Origin of the sequence: Pseudomonas sp. NPDC089547, from assembly GCF_050280665.1 — a bacterium.
GTDB lineage: Bacteria > Pseudomonadota > Gammaproteobacteria > Pseudomonadales > Pseudomonadaceae > Aquipseudomonas.
Map to the genome: position 1 here is coordinate 1 of NZ_JBNNVS010000062.1, position 22,660 is coordinate 22,660.

Annotated in this window: 16 protein-coding genes; 7 read left to right on the forward strand and 9 right to left on the reverse strand. The window is 62.5% G+C overall.

What is annotated here, in order from left to right; translation table 11 throughout:
* Positions 1–175: 175 nt before the first annotated feature.
* A complete protein-coding gene (locus tag ACQKPZ_RS25715; RefSeq protein WP_391125249.1) occupies positions 176–646 on the reverse strand; it encodes a MaoC family dehydratase in 471 nt (156 codons plus the stop codon).
* A 34-nt stretch (positions 647–680) separates the two neighbouring features.
* Positions 681–1,625, reverse strand: coding sequence for a lysophospholipase (locus tag ACQKPZ_RS25720; RefSeq protein WP_427543640.1), 945 nt, complete (start codon positions 1,623–1,625; stop codon positions 681–683).
* 218 nt (positions 1,626–1,843) lie between these two features.
* On the opposite strand from ACQKPZ_RS25720, the gene fadD2 reads away from it, so the two are divergent.
* Entirely contained in the window at positions 1,844–3,532 is a 1,689-nt protein-coding gene (gene fadD2, locus ACQKPZ_RS25725; RefSeq protein ID WP_427543643.1) for a long-chain-fatty-acid--CoA ligase FadD2, read from the forward strand.
* A 358-nt stretch (positions 3,533–3,890) separates the two neighbouring features.
* Positions 3,891–5,588, forward strand: a complete 1,698-nt coding sequence (gene fadD1 / locus ACQKPZ_RS25730) for a long-chain-fatty-acid--CoA ligase FadD1 (RefSeq protein WP_427543646.1) — start codon at positions 3,891–3,893, stop codon at positions 5,586–5,588.
* Between the two features lie 158 nt (positions 5,589–5,746).
* On the opposite strand, the gene ACQKPZ_RS25735 is transcribed toward fadD1, so the two are convergent.
* Positions 5,747–7,054: an NAD(P)/FAD-dependent oxidoreductase gene (locus tag ACQKPZ_RS25735; RefSeq protein WP_427543649.1), complete on the reverse strand. Its 1,308-nt coding sequence runs from the start codon at positions 7,052–7,054 to the stop codon at positions 5,747–5,749.
* A 24-nt stretch (positions 7,055–7,078) separates the two neighbouring features.
* Positions 7,079–8,443, reverse strand: coding sequence for a glutamine synthetase family protein (locus ACQKPZ_RS25740; protein WP_427543652.1), 1,365 nt, complete (start codon positions 8,441–8,443; stop codon positions 7,079–7,081).
* A 533-nt stretch (positions 8,444–8,976) separates the two neighbouring features.
* On the opposite strand from ACQKPZ_RS25740, the gene hrpA reads away from it, so the two are divergent.
* Positions 8,977–12,882, forward strand: a complete 3,906-nt coding sequence (gene hrpA / locus ACQKPZ_RS25745; protein WP_427543655.1) for an ATP-dependent RNA helicase HrpA — start codon at positions 8,977–8,979, stop codon at positions 12,880–12,882.
* A gap of 179 nt (positions 12,883–13,061) precedes the next feature.
* Positions 13,062–14,183, forward strand: coding sequence for a beta-ketoacyl-ACP synthase III (locus ACQKPZ_RS25750; protein ID WP_427543657.1), 1,122 nt, complete (start codon positions 13,062–13,064; stop codon positions 14,181–14,183).
* Positions 14,184–14,384: 201 nt separating this feature from the next.
* Here ACQKPZ_RS25750 and ACQKPZ_RS25755 read toward each other — a convergent pair whose 3' ends face one another.
* The gene (locus ACQKPZ_RS25755; RefSeq protein ID WP_391125273.1) at positions 14,385–15,629 is read right to left on the reverse strand and encodes a putative porin; all 1,245 of its coding nucleotides are present in this window, start codon (positions 15,627–15,629) and stop codon (positions 14,385–14,387) included.
* A 262-nt stretch (positions 15,630–15,891) separates the two neighbouring features.
* Between ACQKPZ_RS25755 and ACQKPZ_RS25760 the strand changes: the two genes are divergently transcribed.
* Positions 15,892–17,019 carry a GNAT family N-acetyltransferase gene (locus tag ACQKPZ_RS25760; RefSeq protein ID WP_427543660.1) on the forward strand — a complete coding sequence of 376 codons (1,128 nt, stop codon included), beginning with the start codon at positions 15,892–15,894 and terminating at the stop codon, positions 17,017–17,019.
* A gap of 164 nt (positions 17,020–17,183) precedes the next feature.
* Here ACQKPZ_RS25760 and ACQKPZ_RS25765 read toward each other — a convergent pair whose 3' ends face one another.
* The 4 genes from ACQKPZ_RS25765 to ACQKPZ_RS25780 form a co-directional block, all read right to left on the reverse strand.
* Positions 17,184–19,016, reverse strand: coding sequence for an ABC transporter ATP-binding protein (locus tag ACQKPZ_RS25765; RefSeq protein WP_427543663.1), 1,833 nt, complete (start codon positions 19,014–19,016; stop codon positions 17,184–17,186).
* Positions 19,017–19,080: 64 nt separating this feature from the next.
* Entirely contained in the window at positions 19,081–19,638 is a 558-nt protein-coding gene (locus ACQKPZ_RS25770) for a peptidylprolyl isomerase (protein ID WP_427543666.1), read from the reverse strand.
* Complete coding sequence (locus tag ACQKPZ_RS25775) at positions 19,632–20,444, reverse strand: alpha/beta fold hydrolase (RefSeq protein WP_427543669.1); 813 nt, start codon at positions 20,442–20,444, stop codon at positions 19,632–19,634. Before ACQKPZ_RS25775 ends, ACQKPZ_RS25770 begins: the two co-directional genes overlap by 7 nt.
* A gap of 13 nt (positions 20,445–20,457) precedes the next feature.
* Positions 20,458–21,381, reverse strand: a complete 924-nt coding sequence (locus ACQKPZ_RS25780) for a LysR family transcriptional regulator (RefSeq protein ID WP_391125288.1) — start codon at positions 21,379–21,381, stop codon at positions 20,458–20,460.
* A gap of 48 nt (positions 21,382–21,429) precedes the next feature.
* On the opposite strand from ACQKPZ_RS25780, the gene ACQKPZ_RS25785 reads away from it, so the two are divergent.
* Entirely contained in the window at positions 21,430–21,744 is a 315-nt protein-coding gene (locus ACQKPZ_RS25785; RefSeq protein ID WP_003254609.1) for a hypothetical protein, read from the forward strand.
* 109 nt (positions 21,745–21,853) lie between these two features.
* Complete coding sequence (locus tag ACQKPZ_RS25790; protein WP_060497486.1) at positions 21,854–22,453, forward strand: FMN-dependent NADH-azoreductase; 600 nt, start codon at positions 21,854–21,856, stop codon at positions 22,451–22,453.
* Positions 22,454–22,660: the final 207 nt, after the last annotated feature.

Here is a 22,660-nt window from a genome sequence, read left to right on the forward strand (position 1 = left end):
TCTCTGGCAGGCTGATTCGTGCCTGGATGTTGCTGAGAGAGGCCGTGGGCTTTTCTACTGAAAATTTGCCTCCGGCCATAGAATCTCCCACAGGTACAGCACAGCACTCAAATCTGTGGTGATCCTGTGGGAGCGGGTTTACCCGCGAAGAGGCCAGTAGTGGCTAAATCAGTTTTCAGCTAGCCACAAAGTTCGGCGGCGACACCAGCTCGACAGTCTGCTGCTTGCGGGGTGCCAGGATCTCGGCCTCACCCTCGACCACCAGCTCATCGTTCTGGTTGTACACATTGGTGGCAATGCGCACCTTGAACTTGGGCAGTTTCTCGAGGATTTCCAGGCGCACGGTCAGGGTGTCGCCAATTTTCACCGGCTTCTGGAAGCTCATTTTCTGGCCCAGGTAGATGGTGCCAGGCCCTGGCAGGGTGCAGGCCACTGCCGCACTGATCAGCGCGCCGCTGAACATGCCGTGGGCAATACGCTCGCGGAACATGCTCTTGGCCGCGAACTCGGCGTCCAGGTGCACCGGGTTGTGGTCACCGGACATCGCGGCGAACAGCTGGATGTCGCGTTCTTCAACGGACTTTTCAAACGTGGCCTTCTGACCGACTTCGAGGGCTTCGTAAGGCGTGTTGGTGACCTGGGACATCGGGGCTTCCTTAAGCAGTAGGCGAGGGCGGCTATCATTCACTGCGCACAGGGCGGCCAAGGGCCAGTGCCTGTTCAAGCCAGCCGAGGATATCGGCGGTGACCTCGTCACGGTTGGTTTCGTTGAGTACTTCATGCCGCGCCTCAGGATAGACGCGCAGCTGTACATGTCGATTGCCGGTCGCGCGCAGGGCGTCGGCCAGGTGGGTGAGACGCTTGCCGGCACTGACCGGATCACATTCACCTCCGATCACCAGCATGGGCAGGTTCGGATCGATCTGCGCGAGGTTACCCGGCTGGCTGATCTGCGCCAAGCCTTGCAGCAGGTCGAGCCATAGCTGGTTGCTGCACCGAAAGCCGCACAACGGGTCGTTGACATACAGGTCGACCTCGGCCGGGTCGCGGCTGAGCCAGTCGAACGCTGTGCGGTTGGGCTTGAAGGCCTTGTTGAATGAACCGAACGACAACCATTCGATCAGCGCACTCTTGCCCAGTGGCCCCTGGCGCCAGCCTTCCAGCCGGGCAATCAGCCGCGCCACGCGGTACAGCGCCGCCGGCTGGTAGTTGGAGCCACTGAGGATCGCCCCGTGCAGGCTGGCGCTGTGGTGCAGCAGGTAGGCCTGGGCGATGTAGCTGCCCATGCTGTGGCCAAACAGGAACAGCGGTGTGCACGGGTACTGCTGGCCGATGTGCTGGGCAAGCAGGCCCAGGTCGTTGACGATGGCATTCCAGCCATGATGGCGGGCGAACAGGCCGAGGCTGCCCAGCTCGGCGGTGCGCCCGTGGCCGCGCTGGTCGGCGGCGAACAGGGCAAAGCCGGCGTCGTTCAGGGCATGCCCCAGGCGGTGGTAGCGCCCGGCATGTTCGGCCATGCCATGGGCCAGCAGCACCACGGCTTTCACCGGTTTGGCCGGCAACCATTGGTGCACGTACAGGCTGCAGTGCTCGCTGGCAGGTAGCCAGAAGGCGTCGTGGGGCATGGCGGATCCTTGTGCGCACAGGTACCCGGACAGTGTATGCACAACCGGCCGGATTGCAGGAAGGGCACAAATAAGATTCACAATGTTAATGGCGGCACTTGGCGTGTATGCCACCTTGGACTTACCTGCTAACGTCGGATCAACGCCTTTTCGCCTGTAGGCGATCAGGTAGTGGACTAAAGGACGCAGTGCAGGTCCAGGCAGAGGAACAATAATAAATGCAAGCCGACTTCTGGAATGACAAGCGCCCGGCGGGCGTGCCTTCCACCATCGATATCAATGCCTACGCCTCGGTCGTCGAGGTGTTCGAGCGCTCCTGCAAGCGCTTTGCCGACCGCCCGGCATTCAGCAATCTGGGCGTGACCCTGACCTACGCAGAACTGGAGCGCCACTCGGCAGCCTTCGCTGCCTGGCTGCAGCAGCACACCCAGCTCAAGCCCGGTGACCGCATCGCGGTGCAAATGCCCAACGTGCTGCAATACCCGATCGCCGTCTTCGGTGCCATGCGCGCCGGCCTCATCGTGGTCAACACCAACCCGCTGTACACCGAGCGCGAAATGCGCCACCAGTTCAAGGACAGCGGCGCACGCGCGCTGGTGTACTTGAACATGTTCGGGAAGCGTGTGCAGGAGGTGCTGCCCGACACCGGCATCGAGTACCTGATCGAGGCAAAGATGGGCGACCTGTTGCCCACCGCCAAGGGCTGGCTGATCAACACCGTGGTCGACAAGGTCAAGAAGATGGTGCCGGCCTATCACCTGCCTCAGGCACTCTCGTTCAAGCAGGTGCTGCGCCAAGGCCGCGGGCAGTCACCCAAACCGGTACCACTGAGCCTGGACGACATCGCCGTGCTGCAGTACACCGGCGGCACCACAGGCCTTGCCAAGGGCGCCATGCTCACCCACGGCAACCTGGTGGCAAATATGCTGCAGGTGCTGGCCTGTTTCTCGCAGCACGGGCCCGATGGGCAGAAGCTGCTCAAGGACGGCCAGGAGGTAATGATCGCACCGCTGCCGCTGTATCACATCTATGCCTTTACCGCGAACTGCATGTGCATGATGGTCACCGGCAACCACAACGTGCTGATTACCAACCCACGGGATATCCCCGGCTTCATCAAGGAGCTGGGCAAGTGGCGTTTCTCTGCGTTGCTAGGCCTGAACACCCTGTTTGTAGCGCTGATGGACCACCCCGGTTTCCGCCAACTGGATTTCTCCGCCCTCAAAGTCACCAACTCCGGCGGCACCGCGCTGGTCAAGGCCACCGCCGAACGCTGGGAGGCGCTTACCGGCTGCCGCATCGTCGAAGGCTACGGCCTGACTGAAACCTCGCCGGTGGCCAGCACCAACCCCTACGGCAAGCTGGCGCGCCTGGGTACGGTGGGCATCCCGGTGGCGGGTACCGCGTTCAAGGTGATCGATGATGACGGCAACGAACTGCCGCTGGGCGAGCGGGGCGAGCTGTGCATCAAGGGGCCGCAGGTGATGAAGGGCTATTGGCAGCAGCCTGAAGCCACGGCTCAGGCGCTGGATGCAGACGGTTGGTTCAAGACGGGTGATATCGCCATCATCGACCCGGACGGCTTCACCCGTATCGTCGACCGCAAGAAGGACATGATCATCGTCTCGGGCTTCAACGTTTACCCCAACGAGATCGAGGATGTAGTGATGGGCCACCCCAAGGTTGCCAACTGTGCAGCCATCGGCGTGCCGGACGAGCGCTCCGGCGAGGCGGTGAAGCTGTTCGTGGTGCCGCGCGAGGGTGGGTTGAGCGTGGAAGAGCTGAAGGCCTACTGCAAGGCCAACTTCACTGGCTACAAGGTGCCCAAGCACATCGTGCTGCGCGAGTCGTTGCCAATGACGCCGGTGGGCAAGATCCTGCGGCGGGAGCTTCGTGATATAGCTTGAATTAGGCGTTGGCTTCTTCGCGGGTAAACCCGCTCCCACAGGATCACCACAATGTCCGACTTTGTGGTGATCCTGTGGGAGCGGGTTTACCCGCGAATGCCCTAGAACCGCTCTAAGATGCTGAATACAGCCGAATCCGCGACATTTTGGTCAATTACTCTAAATATGACCTGTATTGTTCATTGAGTCATTTTTGTGACTATAAGGCCTGTTTTGGCCTCTAGGCGACCCCAAGCAAAGCTGTTACTCTCGGGCCGCTTTCAGATGATCCGGTTTGCAACGAACCACCGTCTCATATCAATAATAAGCGCATAGACGCGCCAATCGAACTTCGCTGTTGCTGAAGGAGTGGGCTTCCATGATCGAACATTTTTGGAAGGATAAGTACCCAGCCGGGATTACGGCGGAAATCAATCCTGACGAATTCCCCAGTATCCAGGCAGTACTCAAGCAATCCTGCCAACGCTTTGCCGACAAACCGGCCTTTAGCAACCTGGGCAAGACTATCACTTATGGCGAGCTGTATGCGCTGTCGGGGGCGTTTGCCGCCTGGTTGCAGCAGCATACCGACCTGAAGCCGGGTGATCGCATTGCCGTGCAACTGCCCAATGTCCTGCAATACCCGGTTGCGGTCTTCGGTGCCATGCGTGCCGGGCTGATCGTGGTCAACACCAACCCGCTTTATACCGCGCGGGAGATGGAACACCAGTTCAACGACTCTGGCGCCAAGGCCCTGGTCTGCCTGGCCAACATGGCCCACCTGGCTGAAAAAGTGGTGCCCAAGACTCAGGTCAAGCACGTTATCGTCACCGAAGTGGCCGACCTGCTGCCGCCGCTCAAGCGCTTGCTGATCAACAGCGTGATCAAGTACGTGAAGAAGATGGTACCGGCCTACAACTTGCCGCGCGCCATACGCTTCAACGACGCGTTGGCATTGGGCAAGGGCCAGCCGGTCACCGAGGCCAATCCGCAGGCCAACGACGTGGCGGTGCTGCAGTACACCGGCGGCACCACCGGCGTGGCCAAGGGTGCGATGCTGACCCACCGCAACCTGGTGGCCAACATGTTGCAGTGCCGGGCGCTGATGGGCTCCAACCTGCATGAAGGCTGCGAAATCCTCATCACGCCGCTGCCGCTGTACCACATCTATGCCTTCACCTTCCATTGCATGGCCATGATGCTGATCGGCAACCACAACGTGCTGATCAGCAACCCGCGTGACCTGCCGGCCATGGTCAAGGAGCTGGGCAAGTGGAAGTTCAGCGGCTTTGTCGGCCTCAACACCCTGTTCGTCGCGCTGTGCAACAACGAGGCGTTCCGTGCCCTGGACTTCTCGGCGCTGAAAATCACCCTGTCGGGTGGCATGGCCCTGCAATTGAGCGTGGCTGAACGCTGGAAAGCCGTTACCGGCTGCGCCATTTGTGAAGGCTACGGCATGACCGAAACCAGCCCGGTGGCGGCGGTGAACCCGGCAGAGGCCAACCAGGTGGGTACCATTGGCATTCCGGTGCCGTCGACCCTGTGCAAGATCATTGATGACGCCGGCAATGAGCTGCCGCTTGGCGAAGTGGGCGAGCTGTGCGTCAAGGGCCCGCAGGTGATGAAGGGCTACTGGCAGCGTGAAGACGCCACCGCCGAAATCCTCGACAGCGAAGGCTGGCTGAAGACCGGTGACATTGCGCTGATCCAGGCGGATGGCTACATGCGCATCGTCGACCGCAAGAAGGACATGATCCTGGTCTCGGGCTTCAACGTGTACCCGAACGAACTGGAAGATGTACTGGCGGCCTTGCCGGGCGTGTTGCAATGCGCGGCCATTGGTGTGCCGGATGAGAAGTCGGGTGAAGTGATCAAGGTGTTCATCGTGGTCAAGCCGGGCATGACCGTGACCAAGGAGCAGGTAATGGAGCACATGCGTGCCAACGTTACCGGCTACAAGGTTCCGCGCATGATCGAGTTCCGTGATTCGCTGCCGACCACCAACGTGGGCAAGATCCTGCGTCGCGAGCTGCGTGATGAAGAGCTGAAGAAGCAGGGCTTGAAGAAGATCGCCTGATCCTTGGTTTGCGCGGTCCCTGTAGGAGCGGCCTTGTGTCGCGATCGGGCCGCGAAGCGGCCCCAGAAATTTCAGCATCATGGCTGATAACCTGGGGCCGCTTCGCGACCCGATCGCGACACAAGGCCGCTCCTACAATGATTGCGTAGAGCCTGGCTTCAGCGCAGTTTTTCCAGCATCTGGTAGTACCACATCCCCGCCGCCAGCAGCGGGTTGCCCAGCAAGTCCCCCATCGGCACCCGCACATGCTTGCACTGGGCAAAGGTGTCGAACTTCTCCAGCGTGCCGGTCAATGCCTCGGCCATGATCTCGCCCATGATGTGGCTGGTGGCAATGCCATGCCCCGAATAACCCTGGCAATACCACACGTTGTCCGACAGCTTGCCCAACTGCGGAATGCGGTTGACCACGATGCCCATGGCGCAGCTCCACTGGAACTCGATCGGCACGCCCTTGAGCGCCGGGAAGGTGCGTTCGATGCACGGGCGCAGCTCACCTTCGATGTCGCGTGAATCCTTGCCCGAGTAATTGGCGCCACCGCCAAACAGCAGGCGCTTGTCGGCCGTGAGGCGGTAGTAGTCGAGCACGAAGCGACAGTCGTACACCGCCAGGTCCTGCGGGTTGATTTGCTCGGCCAGCTCACCCAGCGGCGCGGTGGTGACAATGCCGCCCATGGCCGGGAAGATCTTGCCCTTGAGCTGGCGCTTTTCCAGCTTGTGGTACACATCGCCGGCCAGCATCACCTGGCGTGCCTCGACCCGCCCGTGGGCGGTGACCACCGCCGGGCGTGGGCCGTGGACGATGTCCAGCACTTCGGAATTCTCGAAAATCAGTGCACCCAGGCTGTGGGCAGCGCGGGCCTCACCCAGGCACAGGTTGAGCGGGTGCAGGTGCAGGTTGCGCAGGTTTTTCAGGGCGCCCAGGTACAGCGGGCTTTGCAGGTGCTCGGCCACTGCCGCGCGGTCGAGCAGTTGCACCTGCTCGCCCATGCCACGGCGTTGGGCCTCGGCCTCGAAAGCGCGCAGCTCGCTCAGGTGCGAGGGCTTCATCGCCGCATGCAGGTGGCCGTGCTTGAGGTCGCAGTCGATGCCATAGCGCGCTACGCGCTGCTCGATCACCTGATGGCCGCGCCAGCGCAGGTGCCAGATGAAATCGTCGACCTCGGTGCCCAGGTGGCTGCGCATTTGCGAGCGCATGGCTTCGTCGCCCGACAGGCTGCCAGTGACCTGGCCACCATTGCGGCCGCTGGCGCCCCAGCCGATGCGGTTGGTTTCGACAATGGCCACTTTCAGGCCACGCTCGGCCAGTTCCACCGCCGTAGCCACGCCAGTGAAGCCGCCGCCGATAATGGCCACGTCAACCTGCACCGTGCCCTTGAGCTGCGGGTACTCGGTGTGGTCGTTCAGGGTGGCGCTGTAGTAGGACGGCGCACGCTGCGCCGGGCCTTTGTTCAATGCTGCGTTCATGGGTATTCCTTGTTAGGTAGGGGCTCAGGCCTGGTGCAGGTACCAGCGCCAGTCCTGCTCGCTGACTTCGGCCATGAACTGGCGATACTCGGCGCGCTTGACCTTCAGGTACACGCCGAGGAAGTCTTCGCCCAATGCTTCGCGGGCCCAATGGGAATGCTGCAGGGCGTCGAGGGCGGTCAGCCAGTCGGTGGGCAGGTGCTCGGTGGCCTGGGCATAGCCGTTGCCCTCTACCGGTGCGCCTGGGTCCAGCTGTTCGCGGATGCCGCGATGGCTGGCGGCAAGAATTGCCGCAGCAGCCAGGTAAGGGTTGGCATCGGCGCCGCAGATGCGGTGCTCCACATGCCGGCTGTTGGCCGGGCCGCCGGGCACGCGCAGGCTCACGGTCCGGTTGTCCACGCCCCACGTCGGGGCCAGTGGTGCATAGCTGTTGGCCTGGAAGCGGCGGAACGAGTTGGCGTTGGGGCAAAACAGCAGCAGCGATTCGCGCAGATGGCGCAGCATGCCGGCGACGGCCTGGCGCAGCAGTGGGGTGCCGGCCTTGTCCTCGCTGGCGAACAGGTTGTTGCCGTGGCTGTCGGCCAGGCTCAGGTGCATGTGCATGCCGGTACCGGCCAGGTTGGCAAACGGCTTGGCCATGAAGCAGGCCTGCATGCCATGGGCATGGGCCACACCTTTGACCAGGCGTTTGTAGCGCACGGCCTGGTCCATGGCCTGCAGGGCGTCGCCATGCTCAAGGGTAATTTCAACTTGACCGGGGGCGTACTCCGAAATGGCGGTGCGCGCCGGAATGCCTTGGGCTTTGCAGGCGGCGTACAGGTCGGCGAGGAACGGTTCGATCTGTTCCAGTTCACGCAGGCCATAGACCTGGGTGCTGCGCGGGCGGCCGCCATCATTGTCCAGTGCCGGTTGCGGGCGGCCTTGGGCGTCACGCTTCTGGTCGAGCAGGTAGAACTCCAGTTCGCAGGCCATCACCGGGTGGTAGCCGTCGGCTTTCAGCGCTTCAATGGTGCTTAGCAGCACGTGGCGCGGGTCGGCGATGCTGGCTGGCAGGCCTTCGCTGGGGTGCATGCTGACCTGCACGGCGGCGGTTGGCACACGCCGCCAGGGCAGGCGCACCAGGCTGCCATCCAGTGGGTAGGCGCGGCAGTCGATGTCGCCCACGTCCCACACCAGGCCGGAGTTTTCCACGTCGTCGCCGTTCAGGGTCAGGCCAAGGATGGTGCTGGGCAGCGGCCGGCCGGTCTGGTACACGGCCAGCAGTTCATCACGGTGCAGCAGCTTGCCGCGTGGTACGCCGTTGGCGTCGAGGATGAACAGTTCGAACAGCTCGATATCGGGGTTGTCAGCCAGGAAACGGGAAGCCTGCTCTACAGGTGCAAAGTGCATGATGAATTCGCTCACGGGCGCACAGGACTTTCGCGCAGAAAGCGCGGTCCAGTTGAGTCAAACGGCCAGACGATGGCCGGGTTTGGTCACAAAGGCGTGAGCGAGGTGTCTGGTGGGCGTGCGTGGCGGCAGTGCCACAGCGCCCAGAAGGCGAGGATGATGTGCACCAGCGGATTTTCCCCGGCACGGCTCCGGGCCTTCGGTAGCGAAGGGCGGGAAGACGGTGGGGCGATGGGCTGGGCGGGAGTCATGCCTTTGATACTCACATGCGGCGTAAGGTTGATTAAAGCAGTGAATGGCAACCTTTACATCGTACCTGGCTAAACATTTGATTGCCTGTACCGGCCTCTTCGCGGGCATGCCCGCTCCCACAGGGTTACCTCCAGCCTGAAATTGTGGGGGACCTGTGGGAGCGGGCAAGCCCGCGAAGAGGCAGGCACAGGCAGCAGAGAATCGGCAAATCTGCGACAATCGCGCATCCTTCGAATGCCGATCATGAAAAAGCAGGCCCACCTGCATCACTAAAAAGCCCCATGACTGACCACGCCATCGACAAACTGCTGCAAAACCTCGACCACGCCATGATTGCCGACCGCCATCGCCTGCGCCGGCAATTGCACGAATTGCGCAAGCGCCCCGACGAGGCCAAGCTGGCGCAGTGGGTGGAAAAGGTCCAGGCCTCCTGTGCCCAGGTCACTGCACGTCAGCAGAGCGTGCCGACCGTGCGCTACGACGACAACCTGCCAATCGCCGCCAAGCGTGACGAAATCAAGAAGGCCCTGGCGGAAAACCAGGTGCTGGTGATCGCTGGCGAAACCGGTTCGGGCAAGACCACCCAGCTGCCGAAAATCTGCCTGGAGCTGGGCCGTGGCAGCCATGGCCTGATCGCCCATACCCAGCCGCGCCGTATCGCTGCACGCAGCGTTGCCGCACGGGTTGCCGAAGAACTGGGCACCCCGCTGGGTGGGCTGGTCGGCTACCAGGTGCGTTTCGAAGACCAGAGCGATGCCAACACCCTGGTCAAGCTGATGACCGACGGCATCCTGCTGGCCGAAACCCAGCACGACCGCTTTCTCGAACGCTACGACACGATCATCGTCGACGAAGCCCACGAGCGCAGCCTGAACATCGACTTCCTGCTCGGCTACCTGAAGACCCTGCTGCACCGCCGGCCAGAGCTGAAGCTGATCATCACTTCGGCGACCATCGACCTTGAGCGCTTCTCCAAACACTTCGACGGCGCGCCGATCATCGAGGTGTCCGGGCGTACCTTCCCGGTGGAAACCTGGTACCGCCCGCTGACCAGCGAGCAGGACGAGGAGGGCAACCAGATCGAGGACGACCTCACTGTCGATCAGGCGATCCTTGCCACCCTGGATGAGCTGGCGCACCACGAACGCAGCGAAGGCAAGGGCCCGGGCGATGTGCTGATCTTCCTGCCGGGCGAGCGGGAAATTCGCGATGCCGCCGAGATCCTGCGCAAGGCGCAATTGCGCCATACCGAGATACTGCCGCTGTATGCACGCCTGTCGCCGGCCGAGCAGCAGCGCATCTTCCAGTCGCACACCGGGCGCCGGGTGATCCTGGCTACCAACGTCGCGGAAACCTCGCTGACTGTGCCTGGCATTCGCTATGTGATCGATACCGGCACCGCGCGTATCAGCCGCTACAGCTACCGCGCCAAGGTACAGCGCCTGCCGATCGAGGCTGTGTCGCAGGCCAGTGCCAACCAGCGTAAGGGCCGTTGCGGGCGGGTAGAACCGGGCATCTGCGTACGCCTGTACAGCGAGGAGGATTTCAACGCAAGACCAGCGTTTACTGACCCAGAGATCCTGCGCACCAACCTGGCGGCGGTGATCCTGCAGATGCTGCACCTGCGCCTGGGCGCAATCGATGCCTTCCCGTTCATCGAGCCGCCAGATGGCAAGGCCATCAGCGACGGCTTCAACTTGTTGCAGGAGCTTTCAGCGGTCAATCGCGAGAACCAGCTGACCCCGCTTGGCCGGCAGCTGGCGCGTTTGCCGATCGACCCGCGGCTGGGGCGCATGTTGCTGGAGGGCGCTCGCCAGGGCAGCCTGCAGGAGGTGCTGATCGTCACCAGTGCGCTGTCGGTGCAGGACCCGCGTGAACGCCCACCGGAGCGCCAACAGGCCGCCGACCAGGCGCACGCCCAGTGGAAGGATGTGGACTCCGACTTCGCTGCGCTGGTCAACTTGTGGCGTGGCTTTGAAGAGCAGCGCCAGGCCCTGACCGCCAACCCGCTGCGCAGCTGGTGCCGCAAGAACTTCCTCAACTACCTGCGCCTGCGCGAGTGGCGCGATGCCCATCGCCAGCTGGCACTGATCTGCCGTGACCTGCAGCTGACGGTGAACAAGGAACCGTCCGACTACCAGAAGATGCACAAGGCCATCCTCAGCGGGCTGCTCAGCCAGATTGGCCAGAAGACCGAAGAGGGCGACTACCAGGGTGCCCGTCAGCGGCGCTTCTGGGTGCATCCGTCGTCAGGCCTGGGGCGCAAGCGCCCGCAGTGGGTGATGGCTGCCGAGCTGGTCGAAACCACCAAGCTCTACGCGCGAATGGTCGCCAAGATCGAACCTGACTGGATCGAGCCGCTGGCTGGCCACCTGGTCAAGAAGAACCACTTTGAACCGCACTGGGAGAAGAAGCGCGGGCAGGTGGTGGCCTATGAGCAGATCACCCTGTACGGCCTGATCCTGGTCGGCCGCCGCCCGGTCCACTTCGGCCCGATCGACCCGGTCACCTCACGCGAGCTGTTCATCCGCGAAGGCCTGGTGGGTGGTGAAATCCAGTCGCGGGCCAAGTGCCTGGCGGCCAACAAACGCCTGCTCGAAGACCTCGACGAGCTGGAGGCCAAGGCCCGCCGGCGCGACATCCTTGCCGATGAAGAAACGCTGTACGCCTTCTACGAAGCGCGCCTGCCGGCGGAAATCCACCAGACCGCGACCTTCGACAGCTGGTACCGCATGGGCAGCCAGAAGGACGCCAACCTGCTGATCATGCGCGAGGAAGACGTGCTGGCCCGCGAGGCCAGCGAAGTGACCGCCGCGCAATACCCCGACAGCCTGCAGGTGGGCGAGCTGCGCTTGCCGCTGAGCTACCACTTCGAGCCCGGCCACCCACGTGACGGCGTGACGGTACGGGTGCCGGCGCCGCTGCTGCCAAGCCTGCCTGGCGAGCGTCTGGAATGGCTGGTGCCGGGCCTGCTGGAAGCCAAGTGCGTGGCGCTGATACGCAACCTGCCAAAGGCCCTGCGCAAGAACTTCGTGCCGGTACCGGACTTCGTCAAGGCCTCGCTGGCGCGCATGACCTTTGGCCAGGGTGCACTACCGCAGGCCTTGGGCCAGGAGTTGCTGCGCATGACTGGGGCGCGTGTGCCAGACGAGGCCTGGGACGAGTCGGTCCAGCTGGTCGAAGGCCACCTGCGCATGAACATCGAAGTGGTCGATGGCCAGGGCAAGTTCCTTGGCGAAGGCCGCGATCTTGCCGAGCTGACGGCACGCTTTGCCGCTGCCAGCCAGGCGGCACTGGCGGTACCGCGTGATGCCAAAAGCGAGCAGCCGGTACAGGCCAAGGCCTTCACGGAAGTGAAGCAGACCGCTCAACAGAAGATCGCGGGTCTTTCGATGACTGTGTACCCGGCATTGGTGGATGAGAACGGCACCGTGCGCGAAGGGCGTTTCTCGACCCAGGCTGAAGCCGAGTTCCAGCACCGCCGTGCCCTTCAGCGCCTGTTGTTGCAGCAGCTGGCCGAGCCCGCCAAATTCCTGCGTGGCAAATTGCCGGGCTTGACCGAACTGGGCCTGTTGTACCGTGAAATGGGCCGGGTCGAGGCACTGGTCGAGGACATCCTGCTGGCCAGCCTGGACAGCTGCATCCTCGAAGGAGAGCAGACGTTGCCACGCGATGGCGCGGCCCTGGCCGGGCTGGCTGAGCGCAAGCGCGGTAGCTGGGCCGAGCACGCCGAGCGCCTGGCGCGTCAGACCCTGGAGGTGCTGAAGCTGTGGCATGGGTTGCAAAAGCGCTTCAAGGGCAAGATCGACCTCAGCCAGGCGGTGGCGCTGAACGACATCAAGCAACAGCTGGGCAACCTGGTTTACCCAGGCTTTGTGCGTGAAACGCCTGGGGTGTGGTTCAAGGAGTTGCCGCGTTACCTCAAGGCGGTGGAATTGCGCCTGGAGAAACTGGGTTCGCAAGTGCAGAAGGACCGGGTGTGGAGCGGCGAACTGGCCAACCTGTGGGCGCAGTACAAGGCCCGTGCCGACAAGCATGCCCAGGAGGGCAAACGGGATGAACAGCTGGCGTTGTACCGCTGGTGGCTGGAGGAATACCGGGTGTCGCTGTTTGCTCAGCAACTGGGGACCAAGGTGCCGATTTCCGACAAAAGATTGAGCAAGCAGTGGAGCCAAGTGGAGGGCTAAACTTCCACAGATGTGGCAATATTGGTGCAATTTGGGGCCGGCGCACGGCCCCTGTGGGAGCGGGCGTGCCCGCGAACGAGGGCGCAGCCCTCGCCCTTGAATTGGTACTAAAGTGCCATAATCCTGTCATATTCCCAGCCAGCGCCCCGTGGCGATGGCCTTTGACCAGAGGAACGACCGTGCATAACGTCGTGATCAGCGGCACCGGCCTGTATACCCCGGCCCAGAGTATTTCCAACGAAGAACTGGTGGCCTCTTTCAACGCCTGGTCGCAGCAGTTCAACCAGGACAACGCCGCCGCCATCGAGCGCGGTGAAGTCGAAGCGGCGCCGGTGTCCGACGCGGCGTTCATCGAAAAGGCCTCGGGCATCAAGAGCCGCTTCGTGATGGACAAGGCCGGCATCCTCGACCCGCAGCGCATGAAGCCACGCCTGCCGGAACGCACCAACGATGAGCCGTCGGTGCTCTGCGAAATGGCCGTGGCCGCTGCCCGTCAGGCATTGGAGCGCGCCGGCCGTACGGCTGCCGATGTCGACGGGGTGATTGTTGCCTGTTCCAACCTGCAGCGCCCTTACCCCGCCATCGCCATCGAGGTGCAACAGGCGCTGGGCATCCAGGGCTTTGCCTTCGACATGAACGTGGCTTGCTCGTCGGCCACGTTCGGCATTCAGACCGCCGCTAACAGCGTGGCCCTGGGCCAGGCGCGTGCGGTGCTGATGGTCAACCCGGAGGTGTGCACCGGCCACCTGAACTTCCGTGACCGCGACAGCCATTTCATTTTCGGTGATGCCGCCACCGCCGTGTTGCTCGAGCGTGCTGACAAGGCCTCCTCGGCGCACCAGTTCGAGATCGTCAGCAGCAAGCTGTGGACCGAGTTCTCCAACAACATCCGCAACAACTTCGGCTTCCTCAACCGCGCGGCGGAAGAGGGCGAGGGTGCGGCAGACAAGCTGTTCATCCAGGAAGGCCGCAAGGTGTTCCGCGAGGTCTGCCCGAAGGTGGCAGAGCTGATCGGTGAGCACCTGCAGGAAAATGGCTTGCAACCGAGCGATGTGAAGCGCTTCTGGTTGCACCAGGCCAACCTCAGCATGAACCACCTGATCGTCAAGAAACTGCTGGGGCGTGAAGTGGCCGAGGAAGATGCACCGGTGATTCTGGACCGTTACGCCAACACCAGTTCGGCGGGGTCGGTGATTGCCTTCCACCTGTACCAGGATGACCTGGCCAAGGGGTCGCTTGGGGTGTTGAGCTCGTTTGGTGCAGGGTATTCGATTGGTAGCGTGATTCTGCGCAAGCGCTGAGTCTTTTGGCGCCTGTACCGGCCTCTTCGCGGGCTTGCCCGCTCCCACAGGTACTCCACAGTTCTCAAGATCTGTGGTGATTCTGTGGGAGCGGGTTCACCCGCGAAGAGGCCGGCGCATTTCCGCCAGGCAAAAAAAAGCGGGAAACGCCGGATGGGGTCGGCGTTTCCCGCTTCAGAGTGAAGCAGAGGAGGGTGCAGCTTAGAACTTGGCTTCCAGGTCTACCTGCAGCGTGTCTACATCAGCATCGCTGTTCGGCAGGTTGGAGTAGTCGGTCTTGGCCATCAGGTAGGCCGCGCCCAGGGCGAAGTTCTTGTCGATTTCGTAACCCACTTTGAACTTGTGGCCACGGGAGCCGGTGAAGCCGTTACCGAAGTCAGAGTCGGTGAACAGGCTGACTACACCGTTACGCTGTACGTCGCGGTAGTTGTAGTCCAGGCTCCAGGCACCGATCTTGCTCTTCACACCAGCCAGCCAGGCCTTGTCCTTGCCGTCGGTGCTTTCGGTGTTCTTGACGAACTGGCCGTAAGCCGACAGCGGGATGGCGAAGCCGGTGAAGTCGATCTGACCGAAGCCTTCAACCAGGTTGAACTCGTCGGTGGTGTTGCCCAGCGAACGCAGGGCGGCCGAGGCCTTGTCGTTGTCGTAGCCGTAGATGCTGCCGCCAACGGTAACCTTGACGGTGTCAGCCGCGTTGAACTTGGTACCCAGCTGGGCCGCGTACAGCTGCGCGTCGTGCTTGAACTGCACGCCGTCGCCGTCGACGTTGTCCTTCAGGTTGTAGTGGCCGATGCTGCCGAACACTTCGGCCGGGCCGAGGTTGGTCTTGTAGGTAGCCGCCACGCCTTCCGGGTTGATGTCGCTGTCCCAGATGATGTCGCCCATGCTCACCCAAGGCTGGTTCATCTTGCCGCCGATCAGGTGCAGGTTTGGCACGGCAGTCGGGTGCCAGTCGAGGTAGGCCAGGTCGACCCACAGCGATTTCTTCTCGAAGTAGTTGTCCAGGCTCTGGTTGGTCGAGCGGGCATCGGCGCTGCTGCCGGTGGCCACACGCACGCCGGCGTCGACCTGCGGGTTGATCTCGCTGTAGAAGCCGACACGGGCACGTACGCGCTCACGGTCCTGGTTGCCACTGCGGGAGATCGGGTTGTCGACGTTGACGTCTTCGTAGCGCAGGCGTACATCACCCTTGATCTGGGTCTTGGCGGCCCATGCCACTTTTTGTTCGAAGTTGCTCATCCGTTCAGACTGAGCTTTCTGGTCGGCCTTTTCCTTGGTTTCTTTCGCCAGGTCGCCCTGCAGTTCGTTGTACTGCGCCTGGTTGATCGAGCCGTTGGCGCGGAGCATTTCGAGCAGCTTGGCGTCGACAGCAGCACTGGCCGGGGCGCTCAGAGCCAGCATCATGCCGGTGAGGCTCACTCCGGTAAGTGTAGAAACAAGACGCATAAGGTTCTCCCTACTGAAAAAAATGGGGGAGGCTCAAGCGCCTGCCCCTGCGTTGGCATGTCTTCGGAAAGGGCCTGACTAGACAGGTTCTGGGGTTCCGGAAAACAGGCGCAAGTATTGCGGGGGCCAATGACAGATTAATGTCTAATTAGTGGCACTGTTGTTAAGTAATTGAGAATAAAAGGATCAGCCCGGCGTTCGTCATTTGAGTGCCGGGCCTTCCTTGGGGATACTGAAGGCCTTCACACAGCGAGCCGAAACCGTGACCAGCCTGTACAGCCTTGCCCAATTGCGTGATCTTCCGGCGGCCACCTGGGATGCCTTGGTACCCGCTGGCCAGCCGTTCCTGCGCCATGCCTTTCTCAGTGCGATGGAGGACAGCGGCAGCGTGCAGCGCAGCACGGGCTGGGCTGCCGAGCACCTGGTGCTGGAGCGTGAGGGGCAGGTTCGGGCGCTGATGCCGGCGTACCGCAAGTGGCACTCCTATGGCGAGTATGTGTTCGACCATGGCTGGGCTGATGCCTGTGAGCGGGCCGGCATTGCCTACTACCCCAAGCTGTTGGGGGCCGTGCCGTTCAGCCCTGTCAGCGGCCCGCGGCTTTTTGCGGGCGACCCGGCTGACGGTTTGATGATGTTGCAGGCCCTGCCCGAGTATCTGGCCAAGGGTGGGCTTTCTGGTGCGCACATCAACTTCACCGACTCGGCGCTGGACGCGCAACTGGCAGCCCAGCCGGGCTGGATGGAGCGCCTGGGTTGCCAGTTCCATTGGCAGAATCGCGGCTACCGCGACTTCCAGGACTTTCTCGACAGCCTGAGTTCGCGCAAGCGCAAGCAGATGCGCAAGGAGCGTGAGCAGGTGGTGGGGCAGGGCATTGATTTTCGCTGGTACCGGGGCGATGAACTGGATGAAACCCAGTGGGATTTCGTCTTCCTCTGTTACGCCAATACCTATGCGGTGCGCCGCCGGGCGCCGTACCTTACACGCGAGTTTTTCAGCTTGCTGGCCGAACGCATGCCTGAGGCTGTGCGCGTGGTGATGGCCCGCCAGGGCGGGCGTGATGTGGCGATGGCCTTGAGCCTGGTGGGGGGCGACAGCCTGTTTGGCCGTTACTGGGGTTGCCTGGATGAATTCGACCGGCTGCATTTCGAGACGTGTTTCTACCAGGGCATGGAGTTTGCCATTGCCGAGGGGTATCAGCGTTTTGATGCCGGGGCGCAGGGGGAACACAAGCTGATACGCGGGTTCGAGCCGGTGTTGACGCGGTCGTGGCATTACCTGCTGCACCCGGGGTTGCGGCGGGCGGTGGAGGATTTCCTGGTGCAGGAGCGGGTAGGGGTGAGGGGGTATGCCGAGGAGGCGCGGGGGATGTTGCCTTACCGTCGGGACTGATGCGTCTTCGGCTGCAGTGCGATCCCTGTAGGAGCGGCCTTGTGTCGCGAAAGGGCCGCAAAGCGGCCCCGGCAATTATTCCTACGAAGCTGAAAACCTGGGGCTGCTGCGCAGCCCTTTCGCGACACAAGGCCGCTCCTACAAGAAGCGCGCCGTAGCGAAGATCAGTCCACCCCGACAAACCCCCCGGTCTGGTGATGCCACAACCTGGCATAAAGCCCTTGCTGCTCCAGCAGCTCACTGTGGCTGCCGCTCTCGACAATGCGCCCCTTGTCCAGCACCACCAGCCGGTCCATCCGCGCAATGGTGGACAACCGGTGGGCAATGGCGATCACCGTCTTGCCCTGCATCAGCGTCTCCAGGCTCTCCTGGATGGCTGCCTCCACCTCCGAGTCCAGCGCCGAGGTGGCTTCGTCCATGATCAGGATCGGCGCATTCTTCAGCAGCACGCGGGCAATGGCGATGCGCTGGCGCTGGCCACCTGACAGTTTCACACCGCGCTCACCCACATGGGCATCGAAGCCGATACGCCCCTGAGCGTCCGACAGTTGCGGGATGAACTCGTCAGCACGGGCGCGGCGCACGGCTTCAAGCATTTCCGCTTCGCTGGCACCGGGCTGGCCATACAGCAGGTTGTCGCGGATCGAGCGGTGCAGCAGCGAGGTGTCCTGGGTGATCATGCCGATCTGCGCACGCAGGCTGGCCTGGCTCACTTGGGCAATGTCCTGGCCGTCGATCAGGATACGCCCGCCCTGCACGTCGTACAGGCGCAGCAGCAGGTTGACCAAGGTCGACTTGCCCGCCCCGGACGGGCCGATCAAGCCGATTTTTTCGCCAGGGCGGATGTTCAGGTTGAGCCCTTCGATCACGTTGGCGGCCTTGCCATAGTGGAAATCGACATCGTCGAAGCGCACCTCGCCGCGGCTGACCTTGAGTGCGGGCGCGTTGGGCTGGTCGGTGACGGTGACCGGCTGGGCGATGGTCTGCAGGCCGTCCTGGACCATGCCGATGTTCTCGAAGATGCCATTGACCACCCACATGATCCAGCCCGACATGTTGACGATACGGATCACCAGGCCGGTGGCCAGTGCGATGGCGCCAACGGTGATCAGCGACTGGCTCCACAGCCACAGCGCCAGGCCCGTGGTGGTGACCACCAGCAGGCCGTTGAGGGTGGTGATGACCACGTCCATGCTGGTGACCACGCGCGCCGCCAGCTGGGTTTTCTCGGTTTGTTCGCTGATCGCTTCGCGGGCGTATTGCTGCTCGTAGTCGGTGTGGGCGAACAGCTTCAGGGTGGCGATGTTGGTGTAGCCATCGACAATGCGCCCCATCAGCTTGGAACGGGCGTCGGAAGAAATCACCGAACGTTCCTTCACCCTCGGCACGAAGTAGAAGAGCGCGGCGATGTAGCCGATGATCCACAGCAGCAGCGGCAGCATCAGGTGCCAGTCGGCCTCGGCGAACAGCACCAGCGAGGTGATGGCGTAGATCAGCACGTGCCATAGCGCGTCAACCGCCTGCACGGCGGAGTCGCGCAGCGAGTTGCCGGTCTGCATGATGCGCTGGGCGATGCGCCCGGCAAAGTCGCTCTGGAAGAAGTTCAGGCTCTGCTTTAGCACGTAGGTGTGGTTTTGCCAGCGGATCAGGCTGGTCATCCCGGGGTTGATGGTCTGATGCACCAGCAGGTCATGCAGGCCGAAGAACACCGGCCGCAGCAGCAGTATCACCACCAGCATCCAGATCAGCTCGCCACTGTGCTCACTGAAGAAGCTGGCATTGGGTGTGCCTTGGGCCAGGTCGATGATGCGGCTGAGGTAGCTGAACATGGCCACCTCGATCAGCGAGGCGAACAGCCCGACTATCAGCAAGGCAAGAAAACTGGGCCATACCTGGCGCAGGTAATACAGGTAGAACGGCCACACGGTCGTCGGTGGCGACTCACTGGGTGCTTCGCGAAAAATATCGATCAGCTGTTCGAAACGGCGGTACAGCATGGGTAACGACACTCCTGTTCCATCCGACCCTCAGGCGGTTTCACGTCCCTGTGAAGCCCCGTGGTCAGTCGATGCGTTTGGCCGACTTGATGTAGACCGGGTCGGCCGGTACATCACGCATGCCTTTCTTGATGGTGGTCGGCGAGTTGACGATCTGGTCGACCACTTCCATGCCCTTGGTCACCTTGCCGAATACGGCATAGCCACGGTCACGCCCCGGGTTGAGGAAGTCGTTGTCGGCCACGTTGATGAAGAACTGGCTGGTGGCCGAGTTCGGGTCCGAGGTGCGCGCCATCGACAGTGTGCCGCGGGTGTTCAGCAGGCCGTTGCTGGCCTCGTTCTTGATTGGGTCCTTGGTATCTTTTTGCACCATCTGGTCAGTAAAACCACCGCCCTGGACCATGAAACCCGGAATCACCCGGTGGAAAATCGTATTGTTGTAGAAACCGCTGTCGACGTATTGCAGGAAATTCTTCGTGCTGAGCGGCGCCTTCTCGGCATTCAGTTCGATTTCGACCTGGCCGAAGCTGGTGTCCAGCAAAACGTGCGGGGTCTTGTCAGAAGCCATGACGCTGGTGGCGAAGGCGACCGAGCAGGCGGTGAGCAGGAGTTTTTTCAGCATGGGCTCAAAGATCCTTGAGAGGTGGAGGCGGCTGCGAGGAACTGCAGCAGGGTCTGGTTGAAGACCTCGGGTTGATCGAGGGGCGTAGCGTGCCGGGAATCGTCGACGACGACCAGCCTGGCGTGGGGCATCAAGGCGACGTAACGCTCTTTCAGTTGTATCGGGGTGTAATCGTGGTCGGCGGCAATGACCAAGGTAGGACAGTGAATCTGCCCGATGCGTTCCTGCACGCCCCAGTCGACGATGGCGTCGAAGCTCTTGAGGTAGGCGCGCTTGTCGTTGCGCGCCCAGCGTTGTGCCATCTTTTGCCGCAACTCGGCCTGGTGCGGCTTGGGGAACAGGCGCTGGGCCAGGCCCTTGCCGACGGTTTCGACACTGAGCAACCGTGCCAGCCCCCAGCGTTTAAGCCACCAGACCCAGTCGCTGCGGCTACGGCGCTTGACCTCGGGGGCGCTGTTGACGATGCACAGGCTGCGCAGCCACTGCGGGTGGTCGACTGCGAACTGGAAACCCACCATGCCGCCCATGGACAGGCCGACGAAGTGCACGGGGCCGGTGTGCAGGTGTTCGAGCAGGGCCAGCAGGTCGGCACTGAAGGTGGCGATCTGGTAGCCGTCGCGGGGTTTGTCGGAGCGACCATGGCCGCGGATGTCCATCAGGATCACCCGGTAGTGGCGGCTCAAAACCGGCACCTGCAACTCCCAGTCCTGGCAGCTGGAGCCAAGGCCGTGCAGCAGCACCAGGGGTTCGCCCTGGCCATATTCCTCGTAATGCAGTGCGCATCCTTCGTGTTCGAAATAGGCCATGGGCGCGGTCCTCTCAGGCTTGTGGGGGGGCTGCGAAGGGCACGTCCAGTGGCGCGGTGTCGAAGTTGCGCAGCAGGTCGATGAGAATCTGCGTGGCCGGGCCCAGGGTCTTCTCTTTGCTCGAATAAAGGTAGAACAGTGGGTGGCGGCTGCCACCCTGATCCAGTTGCAGCGGCTTGAGCACGCCTTCACGCAGCTCGCGCTCGATCATGTGCCGGGGCAGCCAGGCAAAGCCCAGGCCGCTGCTGACGAAGGTGGCGGCGGTACCCAGGCTGCCGACTGTCCAGCGCTGTTCGGCCCCCAGCCAGCCAACGTCACGCGGCTGGGCGCGGCCGGAGTCGCGGATTACCACCTGCAACTGGCTTTCCAGGTCCTGGAAGGTGAGCTCGCGGCCCAGCCGGTGCAGGCTATGCTCGGGGTGGGCGACGGCGACGAACTCCACCGCGCTCAGTTCGGCGCCAAGATAGCCGCCAATGCTGTAGCTGCTGATGGCCAGGTCGGCGATGCCTTCGTGCATCACTTCTTCCACGCCAGACAACACTTCTTCACGCAGGCGCACCCGGCAGCCGCGGCTTTGCGGCATGAACGCGGCCAGGGCGCGCACCAGCCGGGCGCTGGGGTAGGCGGCATCTACCACCAGGCGCACTTCGGCCTCCCAGCCTTGCTCCATGTGGTGGGCGAGGTCTTCGAGCTGGCTGGCCTGCTTGACCAGGTGGCGCGAGCGGCGCAGCAGTACGTTGCCAGCCTCGGTGAGCACGGCCTTGCGGCCATCGATGCGCAGCAGTGGCACACCCAGTTGTTCCTGCATGCGGGCCACGGTGTAGCTGACCGAGGACTGCGAGCGGTGCAGGGCCTCGGCGGCCTGGGCAAACCCGCCGTGATCGACCACTGCCTGCAGGGTTCGCCACTGGTCAAGGGTTACGCGCGGCGCTTTCATCTTTCGCTCCTGTTGTCCTAAGCTGCGCTCTTTCAAGGAGAGCGGCCCATGAAGAAATGTTGTGCGGCAATACTGATGTGCCTGCCCCTCGGGGCCATGGCTTACCCCATCGACGTGGAGAAGGAACTGACCGGGGTAAAGCTGGACTACACCGCCTATGACACGGCCTACGACATTGGTGCCATTACCCTCAACAACTATGGGCAGGTACCGGCAGCCTGCAAGGTGACGTTCCGCAATGGCCCGGAGGCACCCAGGGTACGCCGGGTGAACGTACCCGCGGGTAAAAGCGTCGATGTCACCGCCAAATTCAACCGGCAGATCATCAAATTGCGCATCGCCCTGAATTGCACGGCGGAATAAACCGATAAATCGATAGATTGAACCCACTTTTTACGCTTTTTTATCGATAGGTCAACCTTTAATCTCACCTCCATCGAATCGCAACCCTTTTTGCCGATGGAGGCACCCCATGTCCCGCGTACTGATCATCGAAAGCAGCGCCCGCCAGCAGGATTCCGTTTCCCGTCAGCTGACCCGTGATTTCATCCAGCAATGGCAGGCTGCCCACCCGGCCGATCAGATCACTGTACGCGACCTGGCGGTGAGCCCGGTGCCGCACCTGGACGCCAACCTGCTGGGTGGCTGGATGAAGCCCGAAGAGCAGCGCAGTGCCGCCGAACTGGAGGCCCTGGCCCGTTCCAACGAACTGACTGATGAATTGCTGGCAGCGGACGTGCTGGTGATGGCTGCGCCGATGTACAACTTCACCATCCCCAGCACCCTGAAAGCCTGGCTGGATCACGTACTGCGTGCCGGCATCACCTTCAAGTACACCCCGACCGGCCCGCAAGGCCTGCTGACCGGCAAGCGCGCCATCGTGCTGACAGCCCGTGGTGGCATCCATGCCGGCGCCAGCAGCGACCACCAGGAACCTTACCTGCGCCAGGTCATGGCCTTCATCGGCATTCACGATGTCGACTTCATCCACGCCGAAGGCCTGAACATGAGTGGCGAGTTCCACGAGAAGGGCGTCAACCAGGCCAAGGCCAAGCTGGCGGCGGTGGCCTGAGGCTCGAAGAATTCCCAACCCTGACACCTGTTTTTGCTCCTTTGGGTGTACCTGCCCGGCCAATGGCCGGGCTTTTTTATTCCCGCAGGCCGCTGCGGTTTGCTCTGTGTAGGAGCGGCCTTGTGTCGCGAAAGGGCCGCAAAGCGGCCCCGGCAATATCTGCGGCGAAGCTGAAATTCTGGGGGCGCTTCGCACCCCTTTCGCGAC